This window comes from Sneathiella sedimenti, assembly GCF_017313765.1.
Lineage (GTDB): Bacteria > Pseudomonadota > Alphaproteobacteria > Sneathiellales > Sneathiellaceae > Sneathiella > Sneathiella sedimenti.
This window is the reverse complement of sequence record NZ_JAFLNC010000001.1, coordinates 587,462-608,235: the sequence shown is the minus strand read 5'-3', so window position 1 is coordinate 608,235 and position 20,774 is coordinate 587,462. Positions and strand designations below refer to the sequence as shown.

The 20,774-nt window shown below is 52.3% G+C and carries 22 protein-coding genes; 7 read left to right on the top strand and 15 right to left on the bottom strand.

Going from position 1 to position 20,774, the window contains the following annotated elements:
- Nucleotides 1-79: 79 nt before the first annotated feature.
- Entirely contained in the window at nucleotides 80-2,746 is a 2,667-nt protein-coding gene (gene mutS, locus J0X12_RS02940) for a DNA mismatch repair protein MutS (protein ID WP_207042033.1), read from the bottom strand.
- 97 nt (nucleotides 2,747-2,843) lie between these two features.
- Between mutS and J0X12_RS17545 the strand changes: the two genes are divergently transcribed.
- Nucleotides 2,844-5,111, top strand: coding sequence for a phosphate acyltransferase (locus J0X12_RS17545; RefSeq protein WP_207042031.1), 2,268 nt, complete (start codon nucleotides 2,844-2,846; stop codon nucleotides 5,109-5,111).
- A gap of 15 nt (nucleotides 5,112-5,126) precedes the next feature.
- On the opposite strand, the gene J0X12_RS02930 is transcribed toward J0X12_RS17545, so the two are convergent.
- The 3 genes from J0X12_RS02930 to J0X12_RS02920 all read right to left on the bottom strand — a co-directional run bounded on the left by J0X12_RS02930 (nucleotide 5,127) and on the right by J0X12_RS02920 (nucleotide 7,490).
- Nucleotides 5,127-5,903 (bottom strand): ABC transporter permease, encoded by a 777-nt coding sequence (locus J0X12_RS02930; protein ID WP_207042029.1) that lies wholly within the window; start codon nucleotides 5,901-5,903, stop codon nucleotides 5,127-5,129.
- A gap of 5 nt (nucleotides 5,904-5,908) precedes the next feature.
- Nucleotides 5,909-6,811, bottom strand: a complete 903-nt coding sequence (locus J0X12_RS02925) for an ATP-binding cassette domain-containing protein (RefSeq protein ID WP_207042027.1) — start codon at nucleotides 6,809-6,811, stop codon at nucleotides 5,909-5,911.
- A 100-nt stretch (nucleotides 6,812-6,911) separates the two neighbouring features.
- The gene (locus tag J0X12_RS02920) at nucleotides 6,912-7,490 is read right to left on the bottom strand and encodes a carboxymuconolactone decarboxylase family protein (protein WP_207042018.1); all 579 of its coding nucleotides are present in this window, start codon (nucleotides 7,488-7,490) and stop codon (nucleotides 6,912-6,914) included.
- A gap of 173 nt (nucleotides 7,491-7,663) precedes the next feature.
- Between J0X12_RS02920 and nthA the strand changes: the two genes are divergently transcribed.
- The 4 genes from nthA (at nucleotide 7,664) to J0X12_RS02900 (ending at nucleotide 9,635) form a co-directional block, all read left to right on the top strand.
- Entirely contained in the window at nucleotides 7,664-8,284 is a 621-nt protein-coding gene (gene nthA / locus J0X12_RS02915; RefSeq protein ID WP_207042016.1) for a nitrile hydratase subunit alpha, read from the top strand.
- Between the two features lies 1 nt (nucleotide 8,285).
- Nucleotides 8,286-8,954 (top strand): nitrile hydratase subunit beta, encoded by a 669-nt coding sequence (gene nthB / locus J0X12_RS02910; RefSeq protein WP_207042014.1) that lies wholly within the window; start codon nucleotides 8,286-8,288, stop codon nucleotides 8,952-8,954.
- Complete coding sequence (locus tag J0X12_RS02905; protein ID WP_207042012.1) at nucleotides 8,944-9,306, top strand: nitrile hydratase accessory protein; 363 nt, start codon at nucleotides 8,944-8,946, stop codon at nucleotides 9,304-9,306. Before nthB ends, J0X12_RS02905 begins: the two co-directional genes overlap by 11 nt.
- 65 nt (nucleotides 9,307-9,371) lie before the next feature.
- Nucleotides 9,372-9,635, top strand: coding sequence for a hypothetical protein (locus tag J0X12_RS02900; RefSeq protein WP_207042010.1), 264 nt, complete (start codon nucleotides 9,372-9,374; stop codon nucleotides 9,633-9,635).
- Nucleotides 9,636-9,651: 16 nt separating this feature from the next.
- Here J0X12_RS02900 and J0X12_RS02895 read toward each other — a convergent pair whose 3' ends face one another.
- Nucleotides 9,652-11,163, bottom strand: coding sequence for a 3-hydroxyacyl-CoA dehydrogenase (locus tag J0X12_RS02895; protein WP_207042008.1), 1,512 nt, complete (start codon nucleotides 11,161-11,163; stop codon nucleotides 9,652-9,654).
- Nucleotides 11,164-11,359: 196 nt separating this feature from the next.
- On the opposite strand from J0X12_RS02895, the gene J0X12_RS02890 reads away from it, so the two are divergent.
- Nucleotides 11,360-11,818, top strand: coding sequence for an Hsp20 family protein (locus J0X12_RS02890; protein ID WP_207042005.1), 459 nt, complete (start codon nucleotides 11,360-11,362; stop codon nucleotides 11,816-11,818).
- Nucleotides 11,819-11,852: 34 nt separating this feature from the next.
- Entirely contained in the window at nucleotides 11,853-12,071 is a 219-nt protein-coding gene (locus J0X12_RS02885; protein WP_207042003.1) for a hypothetical protein, read from the top strand.
- 30 nt (nucleotides 12,072-12,101) lie between these two features.
- Here the strand turns inward: J0X12_RS02885 and ptsN are convergent, their stop codons facing one another.
- The 10 genes from ptsN to J0X12_RS02835 all read right to left on the bottom strand — a co-directional run bounded on the left by ptsN (nucleotide 12,102) and on the right by J0X12_RS02835 (nucleotide 20,774).
- Nucleotides 12,102-12,566, bottom strand: a complete 465-nt coding sequence (gene ptsN / locus J0X12_RS02880) for a PTS IIA-like nitrogen regulatory protein PtsN (RefSeq protein WP_207042000.1) — start codon at nucleotides 12,564-12,566, stop codon at nucleotides 12,102-12,104.
- A gap of 42 nt (nucleotides 12,567-12,608) precedes the next feature.
- Nucleotides 12,609-13,202, bottom strand: a complete 594-nt coding sequence (hpf, locus tag J0X12_RS02875) for a ribosome hibernation-promoting factor, HPF/YfiA family (protein WP_237687985.1) — start codon at nucleotides 13,200-13,202, stop codon at nucleotides 12,609-12,611.
- Nucleotides 13,203-13,362: 160 nt separating this feature from the next.
- Entirely contained in the window at nucleotides 13,363-14,910 is a 1,548-nt protein-coding gene (rpoN, locus tag J0X12_RS02870) for an RNA polymerase factor sigma-54 (RefSeq protein ID WP_207041996.1), read from the bottom strand.
- Nucleotides 14,911-14,943: 33 nt separating this feature from the next.
- The gene (lptB, locus tag J0X12_RS02865; protein ID WP_207041994.1) at nucleotides 14,944-15,717 is read right to left on the bottom strand and encodes an LPS export ABC transporter ATP-binding protein; all 774 of its coding nucleotides are present in this window, start codon (nucleotides 15,715-15,717) and stop codon (nucleotides 14,944-14,946) included.
- A gap of 14 nt (nucleotides 15,718-15,731) precedes the next feature.
- On the bottom strand, nucleotides 15,732-16,289 hold the full coding sequence (lptA, locus tag J0X12_RS02860) for a lipopolysaccharide transport periplasmic protein LptA (protein ID WP_207041991.1): 558 nt from the start codon (nucleotides 16,287-16,289) through the stop codon (nucleotides 15,732-15,734).
- A gap of 21 nt (nucleotides 16,290-16,310) precedes the next feature.
- Entirely contained in the window at nucleotides 16,311-16,988 is a 678-nt protein-coding gene (gene lptC, locus J0X12_RS02855; protein ID WP_207041983.1) for an LPS export ABC transporter periplasmic protein LptC, read from the bottom strand.
- 3 nt (nucleotides 16,989-16,991) lie between these two features.
- Nucleotides 16,992-17,993, bottom strand: a complete 1,002-nt coding sequence (locus J0X12_RS02850; protein ID WP_207041981.1) for a KpsF/GutQ family sugar-phosphate isomerase — start codon at nucleotides 17,991-17,993, stop codon at nucleotides 16,992-16,994.
- A gap of 130 nt (nucleotides 17,994-18,123) precedes the next feature.
- Nucleotides 18,124-18,738, bottom strand: a complete 615-nt coding sequence (locus J0X12_RS02845) for a ribonuclease D (protein ID WP_207041979.1) — start codon at nucleotides 18,736-18,738, stop codon at nucleotides 18,124-18,126.
- A gap of 315 nt (nucleotides 18,739-19,053) precedes the next feature.
- Nucleotides 19,054-19,641, bottom strand: coding sequence for an ANTAR domain-containing response regulator (locus J0X12_RS02840; RefSeq protein ID WP_337925135.1), 588 nt, complete (start codon nucleotides 19,639-19,641; stop codon nucleotides 19,054-19,056).
- The gene (locus tag J0X12_RS02835) at nucleotides 19,638-20,774 is read right to left on the bottom strand and encodes a transporter substrate-binding domain-containing protein (protein ID WP_207041975.1); all 1,137 of its coding nucleotides are present in this window, start codon (nucleotides 20,772-20,774) and stop codon (nucleotides 19,638-19,640) included. The genes J0X12_RS02840 and J0X12_RS02835 overlap by 4 nt, the downstream gene beginning before the upstream one ends.

Sequence of the window (20,774 nt, the reverse complement as noted above, 5' to 3'; positions counted from 1 at the left end):
CTCCTTTATTGTTATTCTTAATGTCAATTATTGAGTTGAAACCTAATGAGTTGTAACGGCCTTGTCATTAAATAGTTGGTCAGTCACGCCCCAGTTCCTTGAGCTCATAAAGCAGATTGAGTGCGTCGCGAGGCGAGAGATCGTCAACATTGATAGTCTTGAGCCTTTCTTCGAGCTTGGACGGCATTTTTGTTTTTTCCTGCGCGGCCGACTCCGCAATTACGGTCGAGAAAAGCGGCAGATCATTTGCGAGCCGCGTGGCCGCTGACCCCTGATCCTTTTCTTCCAGCGCTGTAAGGACTGCTTCCGCCCGCTTAATGACGGCTTTTGGAAGGCCGGCCAGCTTTGCTACCTGAATGCCGTAAGATCGATCTGCCGAGCCTTCTCCGACCTCATGCAGAAAGATAACGTCGCCTTTCCATTCGCGGACGCGCATGCTGTGATTCTGGAGAGCGTCGAGCTTTGACGCAAGGGCTGTCAATTCGTGATAATGAGTTGCGAACAAAGACCGGCACTGATTTACGTCATGCAGATTCTCAACAGTCGCCCAGGCAATGGAAAGTCCGTCATAAGTCGCGGTTCCACGCCCAATTTCGTCAAGGATGACAAGGGCGCGGGGGCCTGCCTGATTGAGGATAGAGGCGGTCTCTACCATTTCGACCATAAAGGTTGAACGACCGCGGGCGAGATCATCGGCGGCACCAACGCGGCTGAAAAGCCGATCAACTACGCCAATATGGGCGGTGTTCGCGGGAACAAAGGCACCCATCTGCGCCAATATCGTAATCAACGCGTTCTGCCGTAAAAACGTGCTCTTACCGGCCATGTTGGGGCCTGTCAGAAGCCAGAGTCGCTGGGCCTCGTTGAGGCAGCAGTCATTAGCGACAAAATCGGCTTCCGCACTGGATTTAAGCGCAGCCTCGACGACCGGATGGCGGCCGCCGGTAATCTCAAAGCTGAGGCTGTTATCGACAACGGGGCGGCAATAGGATTGTTCAACAGCCAGTTCTGCATGACTTACCGCGACGTCGATCCGGGCAATTGCCTCGGCCGCTGCCAGGATTGCCGGGCCCGCCTCTTTCACTTTGCCGACCAGCTCATCAAATAGCGAAATCTCCAAGGCGAGCGCCCGGTCCGCGGCGCGGGATATTTTGTCTTCCAACTCTCCAAGCTCAACCGTCGAATACCGCACGGCATTTGCCATGGTTTGGCGATGGATAAACTGCTCTGTCATTTTATCGACGAATCGGGGCGTGATTTCGATAAAGTATCCAAGCACATTGTTATGTTTTATTTTGAGGGAGGGAACATCGACGTCTTTCGCGTAGGCCGCCTGCAGATTGGCGATATGGCGACGGCTTTCGTCGCGCAGCGTCCGGAGTTCCTCCAGATCGACGCGAAATCCACGGGCGATAAACCCTCCATCCCGGGCGAGCAAGGGAACGTCTGGCGCGAGCGCCGCCCGCAGGAGTTCCACAAGTTCGGCGTGGTATCCAAGCTGTTCGCTTGCGGTCATCAGGCCAGCGGGAAGGGAATCAAGCCCACTTGTCGCTATGCCGGCGCGTATATTGGCAGTTTCGCCGAGACCGTCACGTATTACTGCGAGATCGCGCGGTCCGCCGCGGCCCAGCATTAATCGAGAGAGCGCCCGTTCCGTGTCGGGGCAACGTCTCAGGATTTCCCGAAGCTGCTCTCGCCGACCATGATCGCTTGTAAAGTAACTGACCATATCCAGTCGTTCTGCGATTTTTGCCGGATCGGTGAGGGGACTGGATAAGTCGGCGGCTAGACGGCGTCCTCCACCACCTGTAACCGTCCGATCAATGGTGGCCAGCAGGCTTCCGGTCCGATCTCCTGTCATTGTGCGGATTAGCTCTAGGTTGCGTCGAGTCGCTGCGTCAATGGACATGACATCGGATGCCGCGAGCTTTACCGGCACCTTGATCAAGGGAAATTTGCCCTTCTGAGTGAGCTCCACATAGTCCACCAACGCCCCCGCTGCGGCCAGCTCCGCGCGATTAAAGGCGCCAAAGGCGTCAAGGGTCGCCACATCGAACAGGGCTTTGAGGCGCTTTTCGCCATTTTGGCTGTCAAAACGTACGGACGGGAGCGGGGTCAGCGCCTTGCCCCATTCGTTCATCAGTTCTGAAAAATTTGCTTCATCCAGCCATTTATCCGAAACAAGAATCTCACCGGGTTGCAGGCGGGCAATTTGCGCCGCCAGCTCTTCTGGCTCGGTGGACGCCGCAAAAAACTCGCCGGTGGATATATCAAGCCAGGCCATCGCGTAATCTTTCCCGGCGCGCGCCAGCGCGAGTAGGAAATTATGGCTCCTTGCGTCAAGAAGGCTGTCTTCGGTAATGGTGCCTGGCGTAACCAGACGGACAACCTCCCTCGCAACAACGGCTTTAGAGCCCCTTTTCTTTGCCTCCGCCGGACTTTCCGTCTGTTCGGCTACGGCGACGCGATGCCCCTTGCGGATCAACTTCTGCAGATAGCTGTCTGCTGCATGAACAGGAACACCGCACATTGGTATGTCGTCGCCGGCATGCTTGCCGCGTTTCGTCAGGGCAATATCCAGTGCCTTCGACGCGACTTCCGCGTCATCGAAAAACAACTCGTAAAAATCTCCCATCCGGTAGAACAGCAAGCTGTCTGGATGTGCCGCTTTGATGGCAAGATACTGCTCCATCATGGGCGTTACTGATTTATTCGGTTGCGACTTGGTTTTTACTAGGGTAGGCATGAGGGAAAACTACCATAGCAGGCCATTTTGCCAACTGCTTAATCGTATTTTTATATACTTGAATTAGATGACAAGAGTTTTGTGAGGACACGGGTCGATGAGCGATAAGCCGGATTTCAGCCAGTATGAAGAAGCACTGCGTTATCACGCGCAGGGCAAGCCCGGGAAACTTGAAATTGTGGCGACCAAGGCCGTGGCTACTCAACAGGATCTTTCCCTTGCCTATTCACCAGGTGTTGCGGGGCCGTGCCTTGCGATCGCTGACGATCCCGAGCGAGTGTATGACTACACCACGAAAGGCAATCGCGTCGCCGTTATTTCCAATGGTACGGCCGTCCTTGGTCTTGGCAATCTGGGTGCTCTCGGTTCCAAGCCGGTAATGGAAGGGAAGGCAGTTCTTTTCAAGCGCTTTGCCGATATCGATTGTTTTGATCTTGAGCTTGATACCGAAGACGTTGACGAATTTGTCAATTGTGTCCGGCTGATGGGGCCGAGTTTCGGGGGAATCAATCTTGAAGATATTAAGGCACCGGAATGTTTTATAATTGAGCAGCGCCTGCGCGAGGCGATGGATATTCCGGTCTTTCACGATGATCAACATGGCACCGCGATTATTTGCGCCGCCGGTATCATTAATGCGCTGGACCTGACAGGGCGAGATCTCAAGACCTGCAAGGTTGTGGTGAACGGCGCCGGGGCCGCCGCAATTGCCTGCCTTGAACTGATCAAGGCGATGGGATTGCCGCACGATAATGCCATTCTTTGCGATACCAAGGGCGTTATCTATCAGGGCCGCGAAGACGGGATGAACCAGTGGAAGTCCGCCCATGCGATTACCACTGATGCCCGGACACTGGAAGAAGCCATGGTCGGCGCGGATATTTTCCTGGGGCTTTCGGTAAAGGGGGCTGTCAGCAAGGAGATGGTCGGAAGCATGGCGGACAAGCCGATTATTTTCGCCATGGCCAATCCCGATCCGGAGATCCGGCCCGAGGAAATTGCAGAAGTACGTAAAGACGCCATTGTAGCAACGGGACGTTCCGACTTTCCGAATCAGGTTAATAATGTCCTCGGCTTTCCTTATATTTTCCGCGGTGCCCTCGATGTGCGGGCGACGACAATCAATGAGGAAATGAAGATCGCCGCTGCCGAGGCTTTGGCCGAATTGGCACGGGAGGATGTTCCCGATGAAGTGGCCGCCGCCTATAAGGGCAAGCGGCCAATCTATGGCCCGGACTATATCATTCCGGTGCCGTTCGATCCGCGGCTGATCAGCCATGTGCCGACGGCCGTTGCGAAAGCGGCGATGGACAGTGGCGTTGCCCGCCGCCCCATTATCGATGAGCAGGCATATCGGAACGAGCTTCGGGCGCGTCTCGACCCGACGGCGGGTTCGCTGCAGCTTATCCTCGATGAAGTGCGCGCCGCGCCGCGCCGGGTGGTGTTTGCCGAAGGTGAAGAAGAAAAGGTTATCCGCGCGGCTGTTGAATTCCAGAAAGCCGGATACGGCATTCCCGTGCTTATTGGCCGAGAGGATGAAATTCGGAAAATCATGGCCGAGATCGGCATTGAGGGTTCTGAGAATATCGAGATTTACAATGCGCGTGAAATGGAGCATCGGGAAAAATATTACAATTTCCTTTATGAACGGCTTCAGCGGAACGGCTATCTGCGCCGGGATTGCGCCAGACTTGTAAATCGGGACCGTAATATTTTCGCGGCCTGCATGGTTGCCATGGGGGATGCGGATGCGGTTCTTACGGGCGTTACCCGGCGTTTCTCAGTTGCCTTCAAGGAAATCCAGAAAGTGATCGATCCTAAGCCCGATCAATTGGTCATCGGGGTTTCTGTCATCGTCGGCCGTGACCGGACTGTCTTTATGGCTGATACGACCGTTACCACTTTGCCAACAGCAGAAGAGCTTGTCACTATTTCCAAGGAAACGGCAGAAGTCGCAAGGCGCCTGGGGCATGAGCCGCGTGTCGCGCTGTTGTCCTATTCCAATTTTGGAAACCCGAAACATTACACGGCCGACAGTATCCGCAAGGCCGTGGAGATAATGGATCGTGAAGAGCTCGATTTTGAATATGAAGGCGATATTTCAGCGGATGTCGCGCTGGACCCGGAACTGATGGCCAGCTTCTATCCGTTCTGTCGTTTGTCGGGGCCGGCCAATGTTCTGGTCATGCCCGGCCTGCATTCCGCCAATATCGCATCGAAACTCATGCCGGTTCTGGGGGAGAGCAAGGTAATTGGTCCGTTGCTTGTTGGATTGTCAAAGCCGGTGCAGATTGTTCCGATCGGCGCGACCGTTTCCGACCTTGTCAATATGGCGGCGCTGGCGGCGCATGAAGCCAGTCAGTAAAGAATACAGCGTATTTCAGTCATACAGCCGCTGACGCAGCTTTCTGTGGGCAACCCAGAAAGCTGCGGCGCTGAACACAATGATATAGCCTACATGCAGCAGGGTTGCGGCGACATCCACTTCCGTGCCGGCGGTAAGGGGGCGAATGGCTGCCACCAGATGCGTCATTGGGAAGCCCCAGGCAAGATACTGGATAAAATCCGGAAATCGGCCGATGTCGAAAAACACACCGCAGAACACAAACATCGGCGTTATCCAGAATGTGAAGAAATAGGCGAAAAATTCATATCCTTTCGCGTAGGCCGTGGCGACCAAGCCAGCGCATGCGAAGCATACTGACCCCAGGAAAACAATCGGCAGGGCAATCAGCGGTTCAAATGATGTTGGTACGCCACCCCATATCCAGCCAACAATCAGGACGCACACGGCCGAGAACAGGGCCTTCACTGAAGCCCAGAGAATTTCCCCCATCATTAATTCCGCAAGCGTAACCGGGGTTGAGAGAATGGCGTCCCAGTTTTTCTGTAGAAAATAGCGGGTAAAAGCACCAATCGACGTCTCGAAACTTGCAGCGAAGGCAGCGGAATAACCAATCATTCCGGCAACGACGAATGTCAGGTAATCCATCCCCGACATGGTGTCGATGAAGGAGCCCATGCCAAAGCCAAAGGCAAACAAGAACAGAATGGGGTTGGCAACATTTGAGACAAGAGAGGAGCCCAGAAGTTTTCTGAACACCCGATACTGACGATTATATACCGCCAACACATATACAGATTCCGGCATTTTCATCGGGCTTAATTCTCTCTCAGCTTTCTTCCGGTCAGGCGCAGGAAAACATCTTCAAGATTGGCGGGGCGATGCAGATAGATTGCGTCTTGGGGCAAATCGACAATGAATTCCGCGGTGTCATCGACAAAATAGAGCACGGAATCCCCAATATCCTCCTGTTCCCATCGATCATCTGGAGAGGCGGCAAGGTTGGGCTTTTGCACTTCGAACACAAATCCCTTCACATGGCGGGCGATCAATTCATCAGGTGTGCCCTGATCGAGAATCATGCCGTTGTCAATGACGACAATCTGGTCACAAAGCCGCTGCGCTTCATCCATATAGTGGGTTGTCAGCAGAAGGGTTCTTCCGTCCCTTTTAAGTTCCATCAACTGTTTCCAGATGAGGACACGTGCCTGCGGGTCGAGCCCTGTAGTCGGCTCATCAAGGATCACCATTTCAGGATCGCCAATAAGGGCCCGCGCAATTGTTAGGCGGCGCTTCATGCCGCCGGATAAGGCATTCACCGGAGCAAACTCCTTATCGCTGAGTTGCATGAAATCCAGCAGTTTTTTGCTGCGCTGGTCGATGACGGGCTTGGAGAGAGCAAAGTAACGGCCAAACGCAACCAGGTTTTCCCGAACCGTGATATCGGGGTCGAGATTGCTTTCCTGCGGCACTAGGCCGATTTTTGCTTTTACCTCCCGGCTCATGTCGGTGGCGGTTTCGCCGAACACTTCCAACTCACCGGAGGTTATTTCAGAGAGGCCCATGATCATCCGCATGGTTGTTGATTTCCCGGCACCGTTTGGCCCGAGCAAACCGAAACACTGTCCCGCCGGCACGGAAAAATTGATTCCCTTGACCACTTCAAGCGTGCCGTACCGCTTGACAAGGTTCGTGGCGGTGATGACGGCAGTGCTTCCCATGGGGCTCCCTCTTAACTCATAAAAGCGGGAGGGTATGGAGTTTAATCTCAAAGCACAAGACTTTGATTGTCGCAATTGGGTTTAGCTTCGTTGCCCGAAATCAGGTGTAGGAGGTCTGCGCCTTTACATCGTCTCCCGTCTCATACACTCCGAGGCCGAGAACAGTACGGTTGACGTATGAGAAATAAGAAACGGCCTGATTAATTTCGAGAATTTCACCATCCGAAAGACCTGAATTCCGAAGCTCGTCGATCATGCTGACAGAGATCTGGTTTGGCCGTGTTGTCAACAGATTGGCATAGAGCATCATTGCCAGATCCGGACCGGCGAGAACAAGGTCCGGTTGGTCTGCTTCCAAGGCGGACCAGAGCCGCTTCGAGTCCTCCTCGTCTTCCATCAGTGCGCAGAGCGCCTTGAAATAGAAATCCGCGCAATAGTCGCATCCGTTCAACAGGCTGACATAGACACCGATCGCATCCAGTTTCCATTTCGCGAGGGCGTTGGCACTGTTGTTCAGGACATTCTGGGACAGTATTCTGTGCCCTTCCATCAAATGCGGGCGGAGCGAATGCGCGACCATGACGGTATCGAGTTCGCCGTCTTCTCCCTTGATCTGTTCATAGAGGTTCCTTAGGGGGCCATCTGCCTGTTCCATTGGGATAGTTCTGATCCAGGTCATTTCTCTCCCCTCGTAATTGCGATCCGGACGGACAGCGCAGTACAAAGCTGTGCGGCAACAGTCCTGCTTATTTTTCGCAAATGCTTTTGAACTCCATAAAAATGCAGCTTATATTCGCTGATAGAGCCTTAACGAATGATTAAGAACAAGCAAGACTGCTTTGGGGGGAATTAATGGCATCCAATCATAAACACGACGATCCACTGCCGGACACAGTTCTTCGCGTGAAAAGCCTTGAATCCCTGCTCATTGAAAAGGGGTTGGTAGAGGCAGAGGCGCTTGATGCACTGATTGACCGATATGAAAACAAGGTGGGACCGAAGAATGGCGCAAAAGTCGTCGCACGGGCGTGGGTGGATGCGGCCTTTCGAGAGCGGTTGCTGGCAGATACGACATCGGCGGTAGCAGAGTTTGGTTATACTGGCGCACAAGGCGAAGAATTGGTGGCGGTCGAGAACACGGACAAGATCCATAATGTCGTCGTTTGTACGCTCTGCTCCTGCTACCCCTGGCCGGTGCTGGGCTTGCCGCCGGTCTGGTATAAATCTGCGCCCTATCGGGCGCGCGTCGTCCGGGAACCGCGCAAGGTCCTAGAGGAATTTGGAACGTTTTTGCCTGATGATATGGAAGTCCGGGTTTGGGACAGTACAGCGGAAACCCGATATCTCGTTATCCCGAAACGACCAGAGGGAACAGACGGAATGGATGAAGAGGCACTTGCGCGGCTGGTTAATCGCGACAGCATGATTGGCACGCGGGAAGCGGACCGACCCGCTATGGCGGAGGGCGCTTGAGGTGAACGGCATTCATGACATGGGCGGCATGCATGGCATGGGCCCGGTTGAACCTGGGGAGAATGAACCGGTTTTCCATGCGGATTGGGAAAAGCGGATGTTTGCGATTAACAACGCGATTACCGCTGTCGGCGTGCGTAATCTAGATGAATCACGTCATGCCCGGGAACGCATGGATCCGGCAACCTATCTTGGCAGCAGCTATTACGAAATCTGGCTTGATGGCCTAATCCGTATCTTGACCGAGAAGGGTCTGATTTCAGAAGAAGAGCTTGCCGGCGCTCAAGAGCCAAGACCGGTTACTACTCCGAAACCGGCCCTGAAGGCCGAGGACGTCGATCCGGTGATGGACAAAGGCGGAAACTTTATCGCAGAAGATGGAAAACCTGCACGCTTCAAGGTGGGGGATAAAGTGCGCGCAAAAAACATCCATCCAGTAGGGCATACCCGCCTTCCCCGTTACGCAAGGGGGCACATTGGGGAAATCGTTGCCAATTACGGCCCTCATGTTTTCCCGGATGCTAGCGCGCATGGCGGCAGTGATCCGCAGCCGCTATACAGTGTGAAGTTTGCTTCGACGGAGCTTTGGGGGCCGGATGGCACCGAAGGCGACTATATCTTTATCGACCTGTGGGATGACTATTTGGAGGCGCCGGGCGATGCAACTTGACCCCGTACTTCAGGCTATCGATATTCCGCAGGATGGCGACGGTCCGGTATTTGAAGAACCATGGCAGGCGCAGGCCTTTGCGATGACAGTGAAACTGAATGAAGCTGGCCAGTTCAGCTGGAGCGAATGGGCGGATGTTTTTGGCGCTGAAATTTCGGCTGATACTGCGTCAGGGCAGGGGGTCGGAAACACGGCCTACTATCTTTGCTGGCTGTCTGCGCTCGAGAAAATCGTCGCCCAGAAAAACTTGCTGACGGCAGAGCAATTGTCGACGCGTAAAGCGGAATGGCGCGAAGCATCGGAGCATACCCCCCATGGACAGCCAATCGATATCCATAAATCCCGGAAATAGATTTGCGTATCGTGAAACAAAGCCTTATGTCTCTGGTCAGTTCAATCTAGAAAACTGGAAAGCTCGTGACTGACAATATTTCAAACCCCGTGCCCGATGATGACACCCAGCACAAGTTGGAGAAAGCCGCTGAAATAATCACCGGCCATCTCGATACTGCGCTACACGATTGTTTGTCCGCGGGACTAGAGCGCGAACATTTCACGGCGGCAGTTATTGCCACAATGATGCAGGCTGTTGAAACCAGCCTTGGCGGCAACGCAGCCGGTGCACTTCAGGAAATGGCGCAGATGGCGTCAGAACGAGAAGAAGAAACGCCCATCCAGTAGATGGGCGTTTCGGCAGTTAGTCCCGTGTGTGGATCGGGAGGTCCAGAATTGCGCGTCGGCGAAGCCATTGGCTTGGCCGATAGCGGTCCTCCCCGGTAATTTCCTGGAGTTTTTCCAGAATCCGTAAGCAGTTTTTGGTGCCCATATTCTCGGCAAGCTCCACGGAACCCAGCGGATAATTAAGGCCAAGCTTCATGCCTTTGTCGATATCCTCCGGCGTTGCAACCCCGATCTGGGCCATCTCACAGCCGAGGTTCGCGATCATGGCGCGGATACGTTGCGCAACGAAACCCGGGTTGTCCTTGATGCGGGTCACGCCGCCCGAAACCGCACTCAGCATTGCCATGACGGATTGAACGGTTTCTTCGTTTGCGCCCGGGGCCGCCATGACGGTTGCCCGAGAGAAAACGCCTGTATGGGTGTCGATGGCAACCAGGCGTTTTGAATCAAGGCCGAGCCGGGCACATAACGCCGTGCAATCCTCCCCAATCGGATCGGCAAGAATAGGCGACACACCATCGTCCTCTGACAGGACGCTGACACCAAGGTCCCGCAAGAGGCCGTCCAGTGTCGTGGACGGTTCGGCAAGGATGACGCGACGGGCGGGACTCGCAGAGACCTCCTCCGTCACGTCCGGGCGTATAATGGTGCTATCTTCAGTATACTCATAGAAACCGGCCTTCGTTTTCTTACCGAGGCGGCCTGCTTCCATCATGCTTTCATGCAATGGGTAAGTGGAAAGGCGCTTATCCTGGAAATAGCCGTTGTAAATAATCTGGCTGACCGGAAAATTGACGTCGATCCCTGTAAGGTCAATAAGCTCGAATGGGCCCATACGGAACCCGCAGGCATCACGCATAATGGCGTCCACCTGGAACGGTGTTGCAACGCCTTCAGAAACAATCCGCAGGGCTTCTGTGGTATAGGCACGCCCTCCAAGATTAACGAGGAAACCAGGCGCATCCTTGACAACTACCGGAACGCGGCCCATCCGCTTTCCAATGACTTCCAGCGCCTTCGTGACATCTTCACTGGTATCCGTGCCATTGATCACTTCGACCAGTTTCATCAGGGGAACGGGGTTGAAGAAATGCAGGCCTGCAATCCGGTTACGATGTGTGCAAGCCGAGGCGATGGAGGAAATGCGGATACTGGACGTGTTAGACGCGATAATGGTTTCCGGGCGGACAACACTTTCCAACTGCCGGAAAACCTTCTGCTTGATGTCAATATTCTCAACAATTGCCTCGACGACCAGATCGCAATCCGACAGTCCCTCGATGCTGCTCGCAACATGAACGCGCGCAATGGCCGCGTCGCCGTCACTTTTTTCCATGCGACCCTTCTCAACGGACCGGCTGATCATTGAGGTAATGAAATCTTTTGCCGCTGTCGCCGAGCCATCGGCCGCGTCATAAATATATACCGGCATGCCGCCAGTTGCGGATACTTGGGCGATGCCCCGGCCCATGGCGCCGGCGCCGACGATACCTATCTTTAAATCCTGCTTTTGCGGGTCGATGCTCATTCTGTTTTCCATTTTTGTTCTTGTCGAAAGTAGTGACCGACTTATACCTTGCGCATGAAATTTGTAAAACCCTACCTTGATGACATCGCATCTAATCCTTACATAATTCACTGATAGTGCCTTTTTTGGGCTATTAATGGCTGCGGTTAATATCTAATTCGCAGCTGGCTCGCTCATTTGGAGGAGAATATGTAGCATGCCACGCGCATCATCATTTAATCACCCGCTCATGCTGGGGTTTGACCGCTTTGAACAGATTCTCGACCAGCTTTCAAAGTCTTCGAAAGAAGGTTATCCGCCTTATAATATTGAACAATTGAGCAACAGCGAATTGCGCATTACGCTTGCCGTTGCCGGTTTTACCGAGGATGATTTGCAGATAACGCTGGAACAAAATCAACTTATCATTCATGGTAAGCAGAGGGACGAATCGGAGCGAGTCTTCCTGCATCGTGGAATCGCCGCTCGTCAGTTCCAACGTAAATTTGTACTTGCGGAGGGTTTGAAAGTTACGGGCGCGGATATGGAGAATGGACTTCTGCATATCGATCTACAATTACCGATACCAAAAACGGAAAGCCGTCAGATCAAGATCAGAAAGAAAAGTTCAAAAAAAGAGATGAAACCCGTCAATTCGTCGGAATTTATTGAATAATAGATAATTGGGGTCGCGTTAAGGAGTTTTTAAAATGCAATATCAAGAAGCTACTCTCCGCCACTTAAGTCCCGCTGCCTTCGGTATGCTGGGATCAATGGATATGGCTTATGTTCGTGCCTTCGAAGAAAGCGGGACCGTTGTATTTCGCATTTTTGCAGCCAACGGCCAGCAACTTGGAGAGGAAAAATCAGCCGATACCGCACTGGTTGTCGCCCGCCAGAACGATTTCGAGGCATTTCTCGTCAACTAGACACCAAAGCGGGACATTCCCATCACCAGATCAGGCAGCCGACTGCGCGCCCTCTTCCGTCAGGATTGCATATAGGGCATCCGCATCTTGGCTGCCTCTCAATTTCTCACACCGCCCCTTGTCCCGAAGCGTGCGGGAAACACGGGCAAGTGCCTTGAGGTGATCGGCGCCGGACGATTCCGGAGCAAGCAGCAAAAACAGAAGATCGACGGGCAAATTGTCCATCGAATCGAAATCGACACCGGTGCTCAGCTTTGCGAAAATCCCATATACCTTGTCAATTCCGGGTAGTTTCCCGTGAGGTATAGCAATACCCTTGCCGATTCCGGTAGTGCCCAGGCGTTCGCGTTCGATTAGAACGTCGAGAATGTCCCGCTCTGGACAGCCTGTAACAGCTGCAGCACGACGTGCCAGCTCCTGCAAAGCCTGTTTCTTGCTTGTGGCTTTCAGATCCGCAAAGACTGTCTGCGGCTGAATAAGATCACTGATTTCCATGATACCTGATCTAGTTGGTCGTATAGACGGCAACAAATAAAATTATACGGACTTTTCGACCTTGGGGTCGATCCAGCCGATATTTCCATCAGGCCGCCGGTACACCACATTCAGCTCTTTCGTCGAGGAATTATGGAACATCATCGCAGGCACGTTGGCAAGGTCCATGCGCATCACGGCTTCGCCAACAGAGCAGTCCGGAATATTCGCGTTGCTCTCCGCGATAATAATCGGTTGCCAGTCGTCCTGCGTTTCATGTTCTGATGGGTCTTCTTCTGGTTCCGGCGCAAGGACATAGCTTTGTGCGGCAAAAGCCATCTTCGCTTGATAGCGTTCTTTGCCATGATGGCTTTTAAGACGCCGTTTGTAACGGCGGAGCTGTTTCTCTATGCGTTCCAGCGCAGAATCGAAACTGCTGTAGGCATCTGTATGATCTGCAGAGGCGGCGACATCGATGCCGGAGCCAATGTGGACATTACACTCCGTGTGGAAGTTATGGCTGTTCCGGCTCAACGTTACTTGCGCATCTATCGCATTATCGAAATATTTGGAAACGCCGTTCTCCAGATTCCCTTCGATATGCTCGCGAAGGGCATCGCCGACATCAATCTGCTTACCTTTTACAATCACATGCATCACAACGATCCAATCCTTGAAGTGAGACCAATATCCGCCGAAAAATAGCGCTTAATTCCATTTGAGGGCGGGACCATAGTTTTTGCGCGTGGCAATGTCAACACACGCTATTTGAAACGGAAAAATGCCGTGCCCGAGGCACCATTTTATGCATCCCCATTTATGAAGCAATCAACTGCTTTTTCATTCTACGCCGTTCCACGGACGACGGTATATTCATAGCATCACGATACTTTGCAACGGTGCGTCGTGCAATATCTATCCCCTGAAGTTTCATCAATTCGACGATTTTGTCATCTGAAAGGATGCGATTTGGGGCCTCATCATCAATAAGCTGTTTTAATTTATGCCGGACGGATGTGGCTGAATGGGAATCGCCTCCGGATGTCGAGTTAATCGCTGAGGTAAAGAAGTATTTCAGCTCAAATACGCCGCGCGACGTCGCCAGATATTTATTGGAGGTAACCCGGCTAACGGTACTTTCATGCATCGAAATCGCCTCGGCTATGGTTTTAAGGTTTAGCGGGCGGAGAAATTCAATGCCTTGAGTGAAGAACATTTCCTGTTCTTCAACAAGTGCGGTGGCTACCTTCAAGATAGTATGGGCGCGCTGGTCCAAAGATTTTACCAGCCAGTTAGCCGAATTCAGACATTCGGACAGATATTCTTTCTCTTCCTTACGCCGCGATTTGTTGTTGATAACCGAGTAATAGCGGTTGTTGACGAGAACCTTGGGCAGTGTCTCACTGTTCAGTTCGATTTGCCATCCGCCATCCGGCCGACGTTGAACAAAAACGTCGGGCACAACTGTCTGGGCAACCTCGCCACCGAATTGCAGCCCGGGTTTTGGGTCCAGCGCTTTGATTTCCGAAATCATTTCCGCGAGATCTTCCTGATCAATGTCGCAGACTTCCAGAAGTCCCTTGAGATTTCCTTCTGCCAGCATTTCCAGGTTTTCAAGCAATGCCGCGATAGCCGGATCGTAACGGTTCTTTTCCTTTAGCTGTAGAGCGAGGCAGTCGGCTAGGTCTGTTGCAAACACTCCTGTTGGTTCCAGACCCCGCAAGATTTCCAGGACGGACTGAAGCCGCTCTGTCGTGCAGCCAAGGTTTTCTGAGGCTTCTTCCAGGTCGCCAACGAGATATCCTGCATCACTCACCATATCAATCAGGTAGGACGCGATTAGCCTGTCTGCGGGAGTAAGGGAGAGAAGATTTAACTGCTGATCGAGATGGTCGCGAAGGGAAAGATCCTCACTCAGGGTATTCTCAAGATTAAGATCCGCGCCGGAAAAAGAATTGCTGCCTCCCGTACTGGCGGACAGAATGCCTGTATTCGCCGCGTCCGCGCCGATTGCTTCAGATGGGGCATCAAGAGGGGCGTCGCTCGTATAGATATTGTCGTAATCCGTATCGATGGCAGTGTTTTCAGCTGCGGACAGCGGGGCATCTTCGGAAATGCTTATTTCCTCAAGCGACGCAAAGTCTCCGTCATTGTCAACATCTCCACCATCGTCTGAGGCAGGGTACTCATCTTCACCCGGCAAGCTGTCCGCCCGTTCAAGAAGCGGATTTTTCTCCAGTTCCTGCTCCACATAGGCGGCCAGGTCCAGATTGGACAGTTGCAACAGCTTAATAGCCTGCTGCAACTGAGGTGTCATCACAAGTTGCTGGCTTTGCCTTAGATCAAGTCTGGGCGTTAGCGCCATTGTCACTCCTGATCCCTGTCAATCCCGAGTAGTCTAGAGATTGAAGCGATCCCCCAAATATACGCGTCTCACTCCTTCGTCGGAAACGATCTCCGACGGGTTTCCTTCCTTTATGACACGTCCTTCGTTAAGAATATATGCACGATCAATGATATCAAGCGTTTCACGCACGTTATGCTCAGTGATCAGCACACCAATTCCGCGGTCTTTGAGATGAGAAACAAGATCACGTATGTCGCCAACCGCGATCGGATCGATGCCCGCCAATGGCTCGTCGAGCATGATGTAATTTGGCTTGCCCGCCAGTGCGCGGGCAATTTCAACCCGGCGGCGTTCACCACCAGACAGCGCAATGGATGGCGTGCGTCGAAGATGGGAAATGGAAAACTCCGCCAGAAGGCTCTCCAGCTGGTTCTCGCGCTTTTCCCGGACAGGCTCGATAAGTTCCAGAACGGATCGAATATTCTGCTCGACATTCATGCCGCGGAAAATCGAGGCTTCCTGAGGAAGATAGCCAATACCCAGACGGGCACGCCGGTACATCGGTAGTTCCGTGACATCTCGGCCATCAAGATAAATCGTGCCATAATCGGGCCGCAGCAGTCCTGAAATGATGTAGAAGCTGGTCGTCTTCCCGGCGCCATTAGGTCCCAGAAGACCAACGGCTTCACCGCGACTAACGGTAATATCAACGCCGCGAAGGATTGGCCTTTTTTTGAAGGACTTCCCGATATTCTGTGCTCTCAGGCCGGTATTTTCCGCAACCAGGCGAGGCCCCTGATCCAGTTCATCTGTTCCTGTTGTCATAATTGCCTCATACTCTACTCATTGGCTTTTTTCTCAGGAACAAATATCCCTTTCACACGGCCCGTGCTTCCGCCGGTCGTGCCACCACCGTCAACCCGGCTTTTGCCGGTGATCAGGTCAAGTGTCAATTTGTTGCCACGCAGAACATTCTTTCCCTGCGTTAGTACCACATTTCCCTGTAAATCAATTTGCTTATTTGTCACATCATAGACGCCCTTGTCGCCCTGCGCCGTTTCACGCGGACTGGACAGGAAAACGTCTCCCATAGCATCTATCTGGCGAATGTTGGCTGGCTCCCCATTCTTTGACTGGCTCTTGTCGGCATAATGAACCACCAGCTTCGCGGCGCGCATCCTGATGTTGCCTTGGACAACCTGAACATTGCCTTCAAATATTGCAAGCTGGTTGGCTTGCTCCACCTCAAGTGAGTCTGCGGTGATCTCTATTGGTTGATTGGAATCGATGCTGCCTCCCGTGAGCGCAGATTGAGCCCAAGCACCCTGGGGCAGCCCGGCGGAAGAAAGGCCAATGGCAAGGATTAGTATTTTTGCTTTTTGTATCAGCCTACGCATTCGAGGGTGTCCAAGTATTCTCTAAGGATTGATAGTCAATTTGACATTGCCGTCAAATCGTATGTTACCAGTAATCTGATCTGCGGCAAGACTATCCGCTTCAATGGCGCCAAGCGGGCCATGCCCTTTCAGCCGGTTTTTACTTGTGATCGTCCGCTTCTTCAGATTGACGCGGGCCGAGTTGGCGGAAAGTTGATTGCCGCTGTCACTGAAAATGTCAATTTTACCGTAGAGATCAAGTACGCCAGTTTCCGTATCCAGATCTCCTTTCGGTGCCGATATGGAAATCCAGTCCTTGCTGGGCAGCGTGATATCTGCCTGAATATTCTTAAGCGACACTAGGGAGGCGGTTGCCGTCTTCTGAGTCGCTGTATCCGCCGTAACAACATATTGGCGCTCGTTAATGTCGCTTGCGACATATTGCGGGTTTTTCATCGTCAGGCCATCATCTGACACCGTGACATCCGCGTAATCGAGTGTGAATCCCTCCGGCTTGTCGAGGTTAGGGAGAATAAAGGCCAATCCAACCAGCAGGATTGCGAGACCCAATAATATAAACTTAATGACAGCAACAAAATGGCTGTAGCGGGCATTGAATTTCATTTCCGCGAGTCCTGGCGTACCAATGAAATCAGCCGTACCAGCGAGCGTTTCGTTAGAAATTTCGTCTTTTGTCGGAATGGCATCCGCGCGTTTCATTTTTTACATGACCCCGCTGCGCAGGCAATCATGCACACTGATAATCCCGATCGTCTGATTTTCATCGACGACGAAAAGACATGTAATGCCATTAAAGCCGGTCGAATTCATCTGCGCCAGAGCTTCACCGGCAAGCGCTCGGGAGGAGATTGTCTGTGGGTTGCGGGTCATCACTTCATTGACGGGCTTACCAAGAAGATCCGAGCCCATATGGCGCCGTAAATCGCCATCTGTAATGATACCGATGAGCGCTTTGTCTGCGTCCAGTATTCCAACACAGCCAAAACTTTTTGCCGATATTTCTATCAGTGCTTCACTCATCAACGTGTTCTCATCGACGAGCGGCATGGCGTCCCCGGTATGCATCAGGTCCGCTACCTTGATGAGTGACCCGCCGAGTTTACCGCCGGGGTGGAAGACGCGGAACTGCTCCGCACCAAACCCGCGGCGTGACAGCAATGCGACCGCCAACGCATCTCCCATCGCGAGGGCTGCGGTCGTGGAGGTTGTCGGGGCCAGACCCATCGGGCAGGCTTCGGGGACATCGGGCAGGAGCAATAAGGCATCCGCACGGCGGCCAAGCGTGCTGTCAGCTTTTCCAACGATTGCGATGAGCGGGATATGGAACCTTCGGGTATAGGCAATGATATCGCTCAGCTCTTTTGTGCCGCCAGAATTAGACAGGCACAGGACCACATCGTCCTTTGTGATCATACCCAGGTCGCCATGACTGGCTTCAGCGGGATGGACGAATTGCGCGGGTGTTCCTGTGGACGCCAGCGTAGCTGCGATCTTGTTGCCGATATGCCCACTTTTCCCCATGCCGCTGACGATCACACGACCGCGCGCGTTGAAGATAAAATCGAGGGCTTTGACAAATTCCCCGTCAAGGTCATCAAGAAGCTGTAACAGTGCATCTGCTTCAGCTTTCAAGACTTTCCGGGCAGCAACAAGATCGGCCATTTCGTCAAACTGAGTTGTTGCCGCTTCCTTTGAAATTGTCATTAACCGTCCGCCGTCTGTTTGCGTTTTCCGGCACAGTCCTTACCGGCCCGACATGTAATAGCTGAAGTTCATCAATATATAAGAAAATTGCGCCTTCTTAACAAGGTTAATAGCGTCTAGCCGCCCTGCCTTAGCTATGTGCGAATATGTCTGTGTCCATCCAGCCGGCCAGATCAAGCTGTGCGCGTGTCGGCAGGAACTTGAAACATTGTTCCGCCAATTCCATACGTCCTTCCCGCAGCAACATTTCATCTAGGCGTGATTTAAGCTGATGCAGGTAGAGAACATCGGATGCAGCATATTCCATTTGCGCGTCCGACAGTTCATCCGATCCCCAATCTGAGGATTGTTGCTGCTTGGAAATATCAATGCCGAGTATTTCCTGGCACAGATTTTTTAATCCATGCCGGTCAGTGAAAGTTCTGACAAGGCGCGACGCAATTTTTGTGCAATAAATCGGGGCGCAGGTGACGTTGAGATAATGCTCCATAACGGCAATATCAAACCGGCCGAAATGGAATATCTTGAGCCGATCGGGGTCGCCAAGCTGCCGCACAAGATTTGGTGCTTCGTAGCTTTTCCCGTCAAACTTCACGAGATGAGCATTGCCGTCGCCAGAAGAGAGCTGTACCAGGCAAAGTCTGTCACGATGAGGAAGCAGCCCCATCGTCTCGCTGTCCACAGCAATGGACGACCCGAGGTCGACATCGTCGGGAAGGTCGCCATGATGCAGAAAAATTGCCATTTCATCCTCCGGTACCGGCTAGCGCGTCGAGTAGGATAGGGACATAACCGTAAATATATGCTAAAACATTCGCGCTCAGAAGATAAATCGAGTACTAAATGTTTATATGTTGTTGAAAAACAAGAGAAAAAATCCCCACCTTCTTTGCATTGTATACCAGCAGTATTTTGGTAACACAAGAAGGGATTTGTTGGTCGGCTCTGTCTCTTTTCCAGCCAGCCGTCAAGCTCCTTAATCCGAGAGCATCAGGTCTAAGTAGCTCAGTTAATTGAGCGCATCGAACGCCGCGATATTGGTTGAAAGTGCGGATGACGTCTAAAGGTCGCTGGAAACGATAAATGCTTCCGCAAGTTCGCTGATCGGGATGCGATCCCTCATCGATTTTTCCCTTAGCAGACGATAGGCTTCCTCCTCAGAAATTCCCCTGGACTTTCTGAGAATACCGATAGCCGTTTCGACTTTTCGCCGCCCTTTGAGGGTTTCGTCTTGCAGGCGAATTCGCCGCCGAAGACGCGCAATATGATTGGAAACCTGAATGGAATTCGTAACAGCGGCAAGAACACCGAAGTGTCGGATAGGTTTCGTTAAAATACTATGAGCATTCAGCTTGTCCAGTTGAACAAGGATTTCAGGTGTCTCGTAGGATATGATCGCAATGCGGGCGACATCTGCTTCCGAGCTCATCCATTCATAAGAATTGCTATCTTCGTCCGGGCTAAGAAGAAACAGGACAACATTAACTTCCTGTGGCAATTCGGATGGTGCCGGCCATACCCGGTCAGCGACACAACCGACGCGCACCAAGTGGCGTGTCAAAGCTACGCCATCCTCGTCATCAGGGTGTAAGACGAGCGTTCGAGTTTTCCGCAAAGTTCTCAGAATAGATATCTCTGAGTCGGTCATGTCATCCTATTAGCAACAATCAGACGGTCATAGCTCATCAAGTAAGGATCAGGGTTAACAAAGTCCGGGCTGCTCCAAACTATTTTGAACTCACCATTTTTGTTTGACTCGCCTATCAGGCGTTTAAGAATAGTATGATTTGTATTGCTGTCCAGAGAAATTCGCCCACCAGGCACCTCAAGGGAAACGCTGGATAGAGAGCTCAGGATATCTTCGGTTGAGTCGCTCGCTGACCATTTCAAAGCCTCGGAAAGCATGTGGATTTGATTGTAAGTCGTCTGTGTATATACGCTTGGCTGTCGCGAGTTTCCAAATTTCGATTTATAGAGCTCGACAAACTTCTGGTTCGGCTGATCATCTTCCGAACCAAAGTAGGAGGAAACCGTCAAATGCCCTGCGCGCGCGGATTCCGGAAGAAGCGCCAATTCCGACTCTGTTGTCGTAAGGGAGGCAATTTGGGGCAACTTGTGACTTTCCGATAATTCCGAAAAGCTTTCATAGAATTTTCGAATTTCGCCCCCGACAAAGGTTGAGAGAATTATGTCAGGCTGGCTTTCAATGGTACGCAGCGCGATATTTCTAAATGCCTCTTTTGGGGTGCCCAGCGGGACATAATTCTTTGTAACAAAAGAACCGCCGCTTTCTGATAAGAACTCGGCGACGATCCGGTTGATTTCGCGTGCAAAAAGAGTATCCGTTCCAATGAGGACCGCCTTTTTCTGGCCTTTGGTAAATAAATATTCCAATAGCGGAATGATCATCTGGTTAGGCGTGGCGCCCCCATAAATCACATTTGGGGAATACTCAAACCCTTCATAGACCGAAGGATAGAAGAGCACGCCATTGAACCTTTCTACGATTGGCAATACACGCTTTCGGCTTGAGGAGAGACAGCATCCGAATATAACATTGACGTTATGGCGCAATAGCAATTCTGTCGTCATTCGCGCGTATGTGGACGCATCACTCTTCGGATCAAGAATTATCGGATCAAGCAACCGGTTGTTGATGCCGCCCGCGTTGTTTATTTCTTCGCAGGCGAGAAGAATTCCCTGTAGATGCGCGGTTTCGGTTACTGCCATTGTCCCTGATTGCGAGAACAAGACTCCAAAGCTGAACGGGCTCTGTTTCAT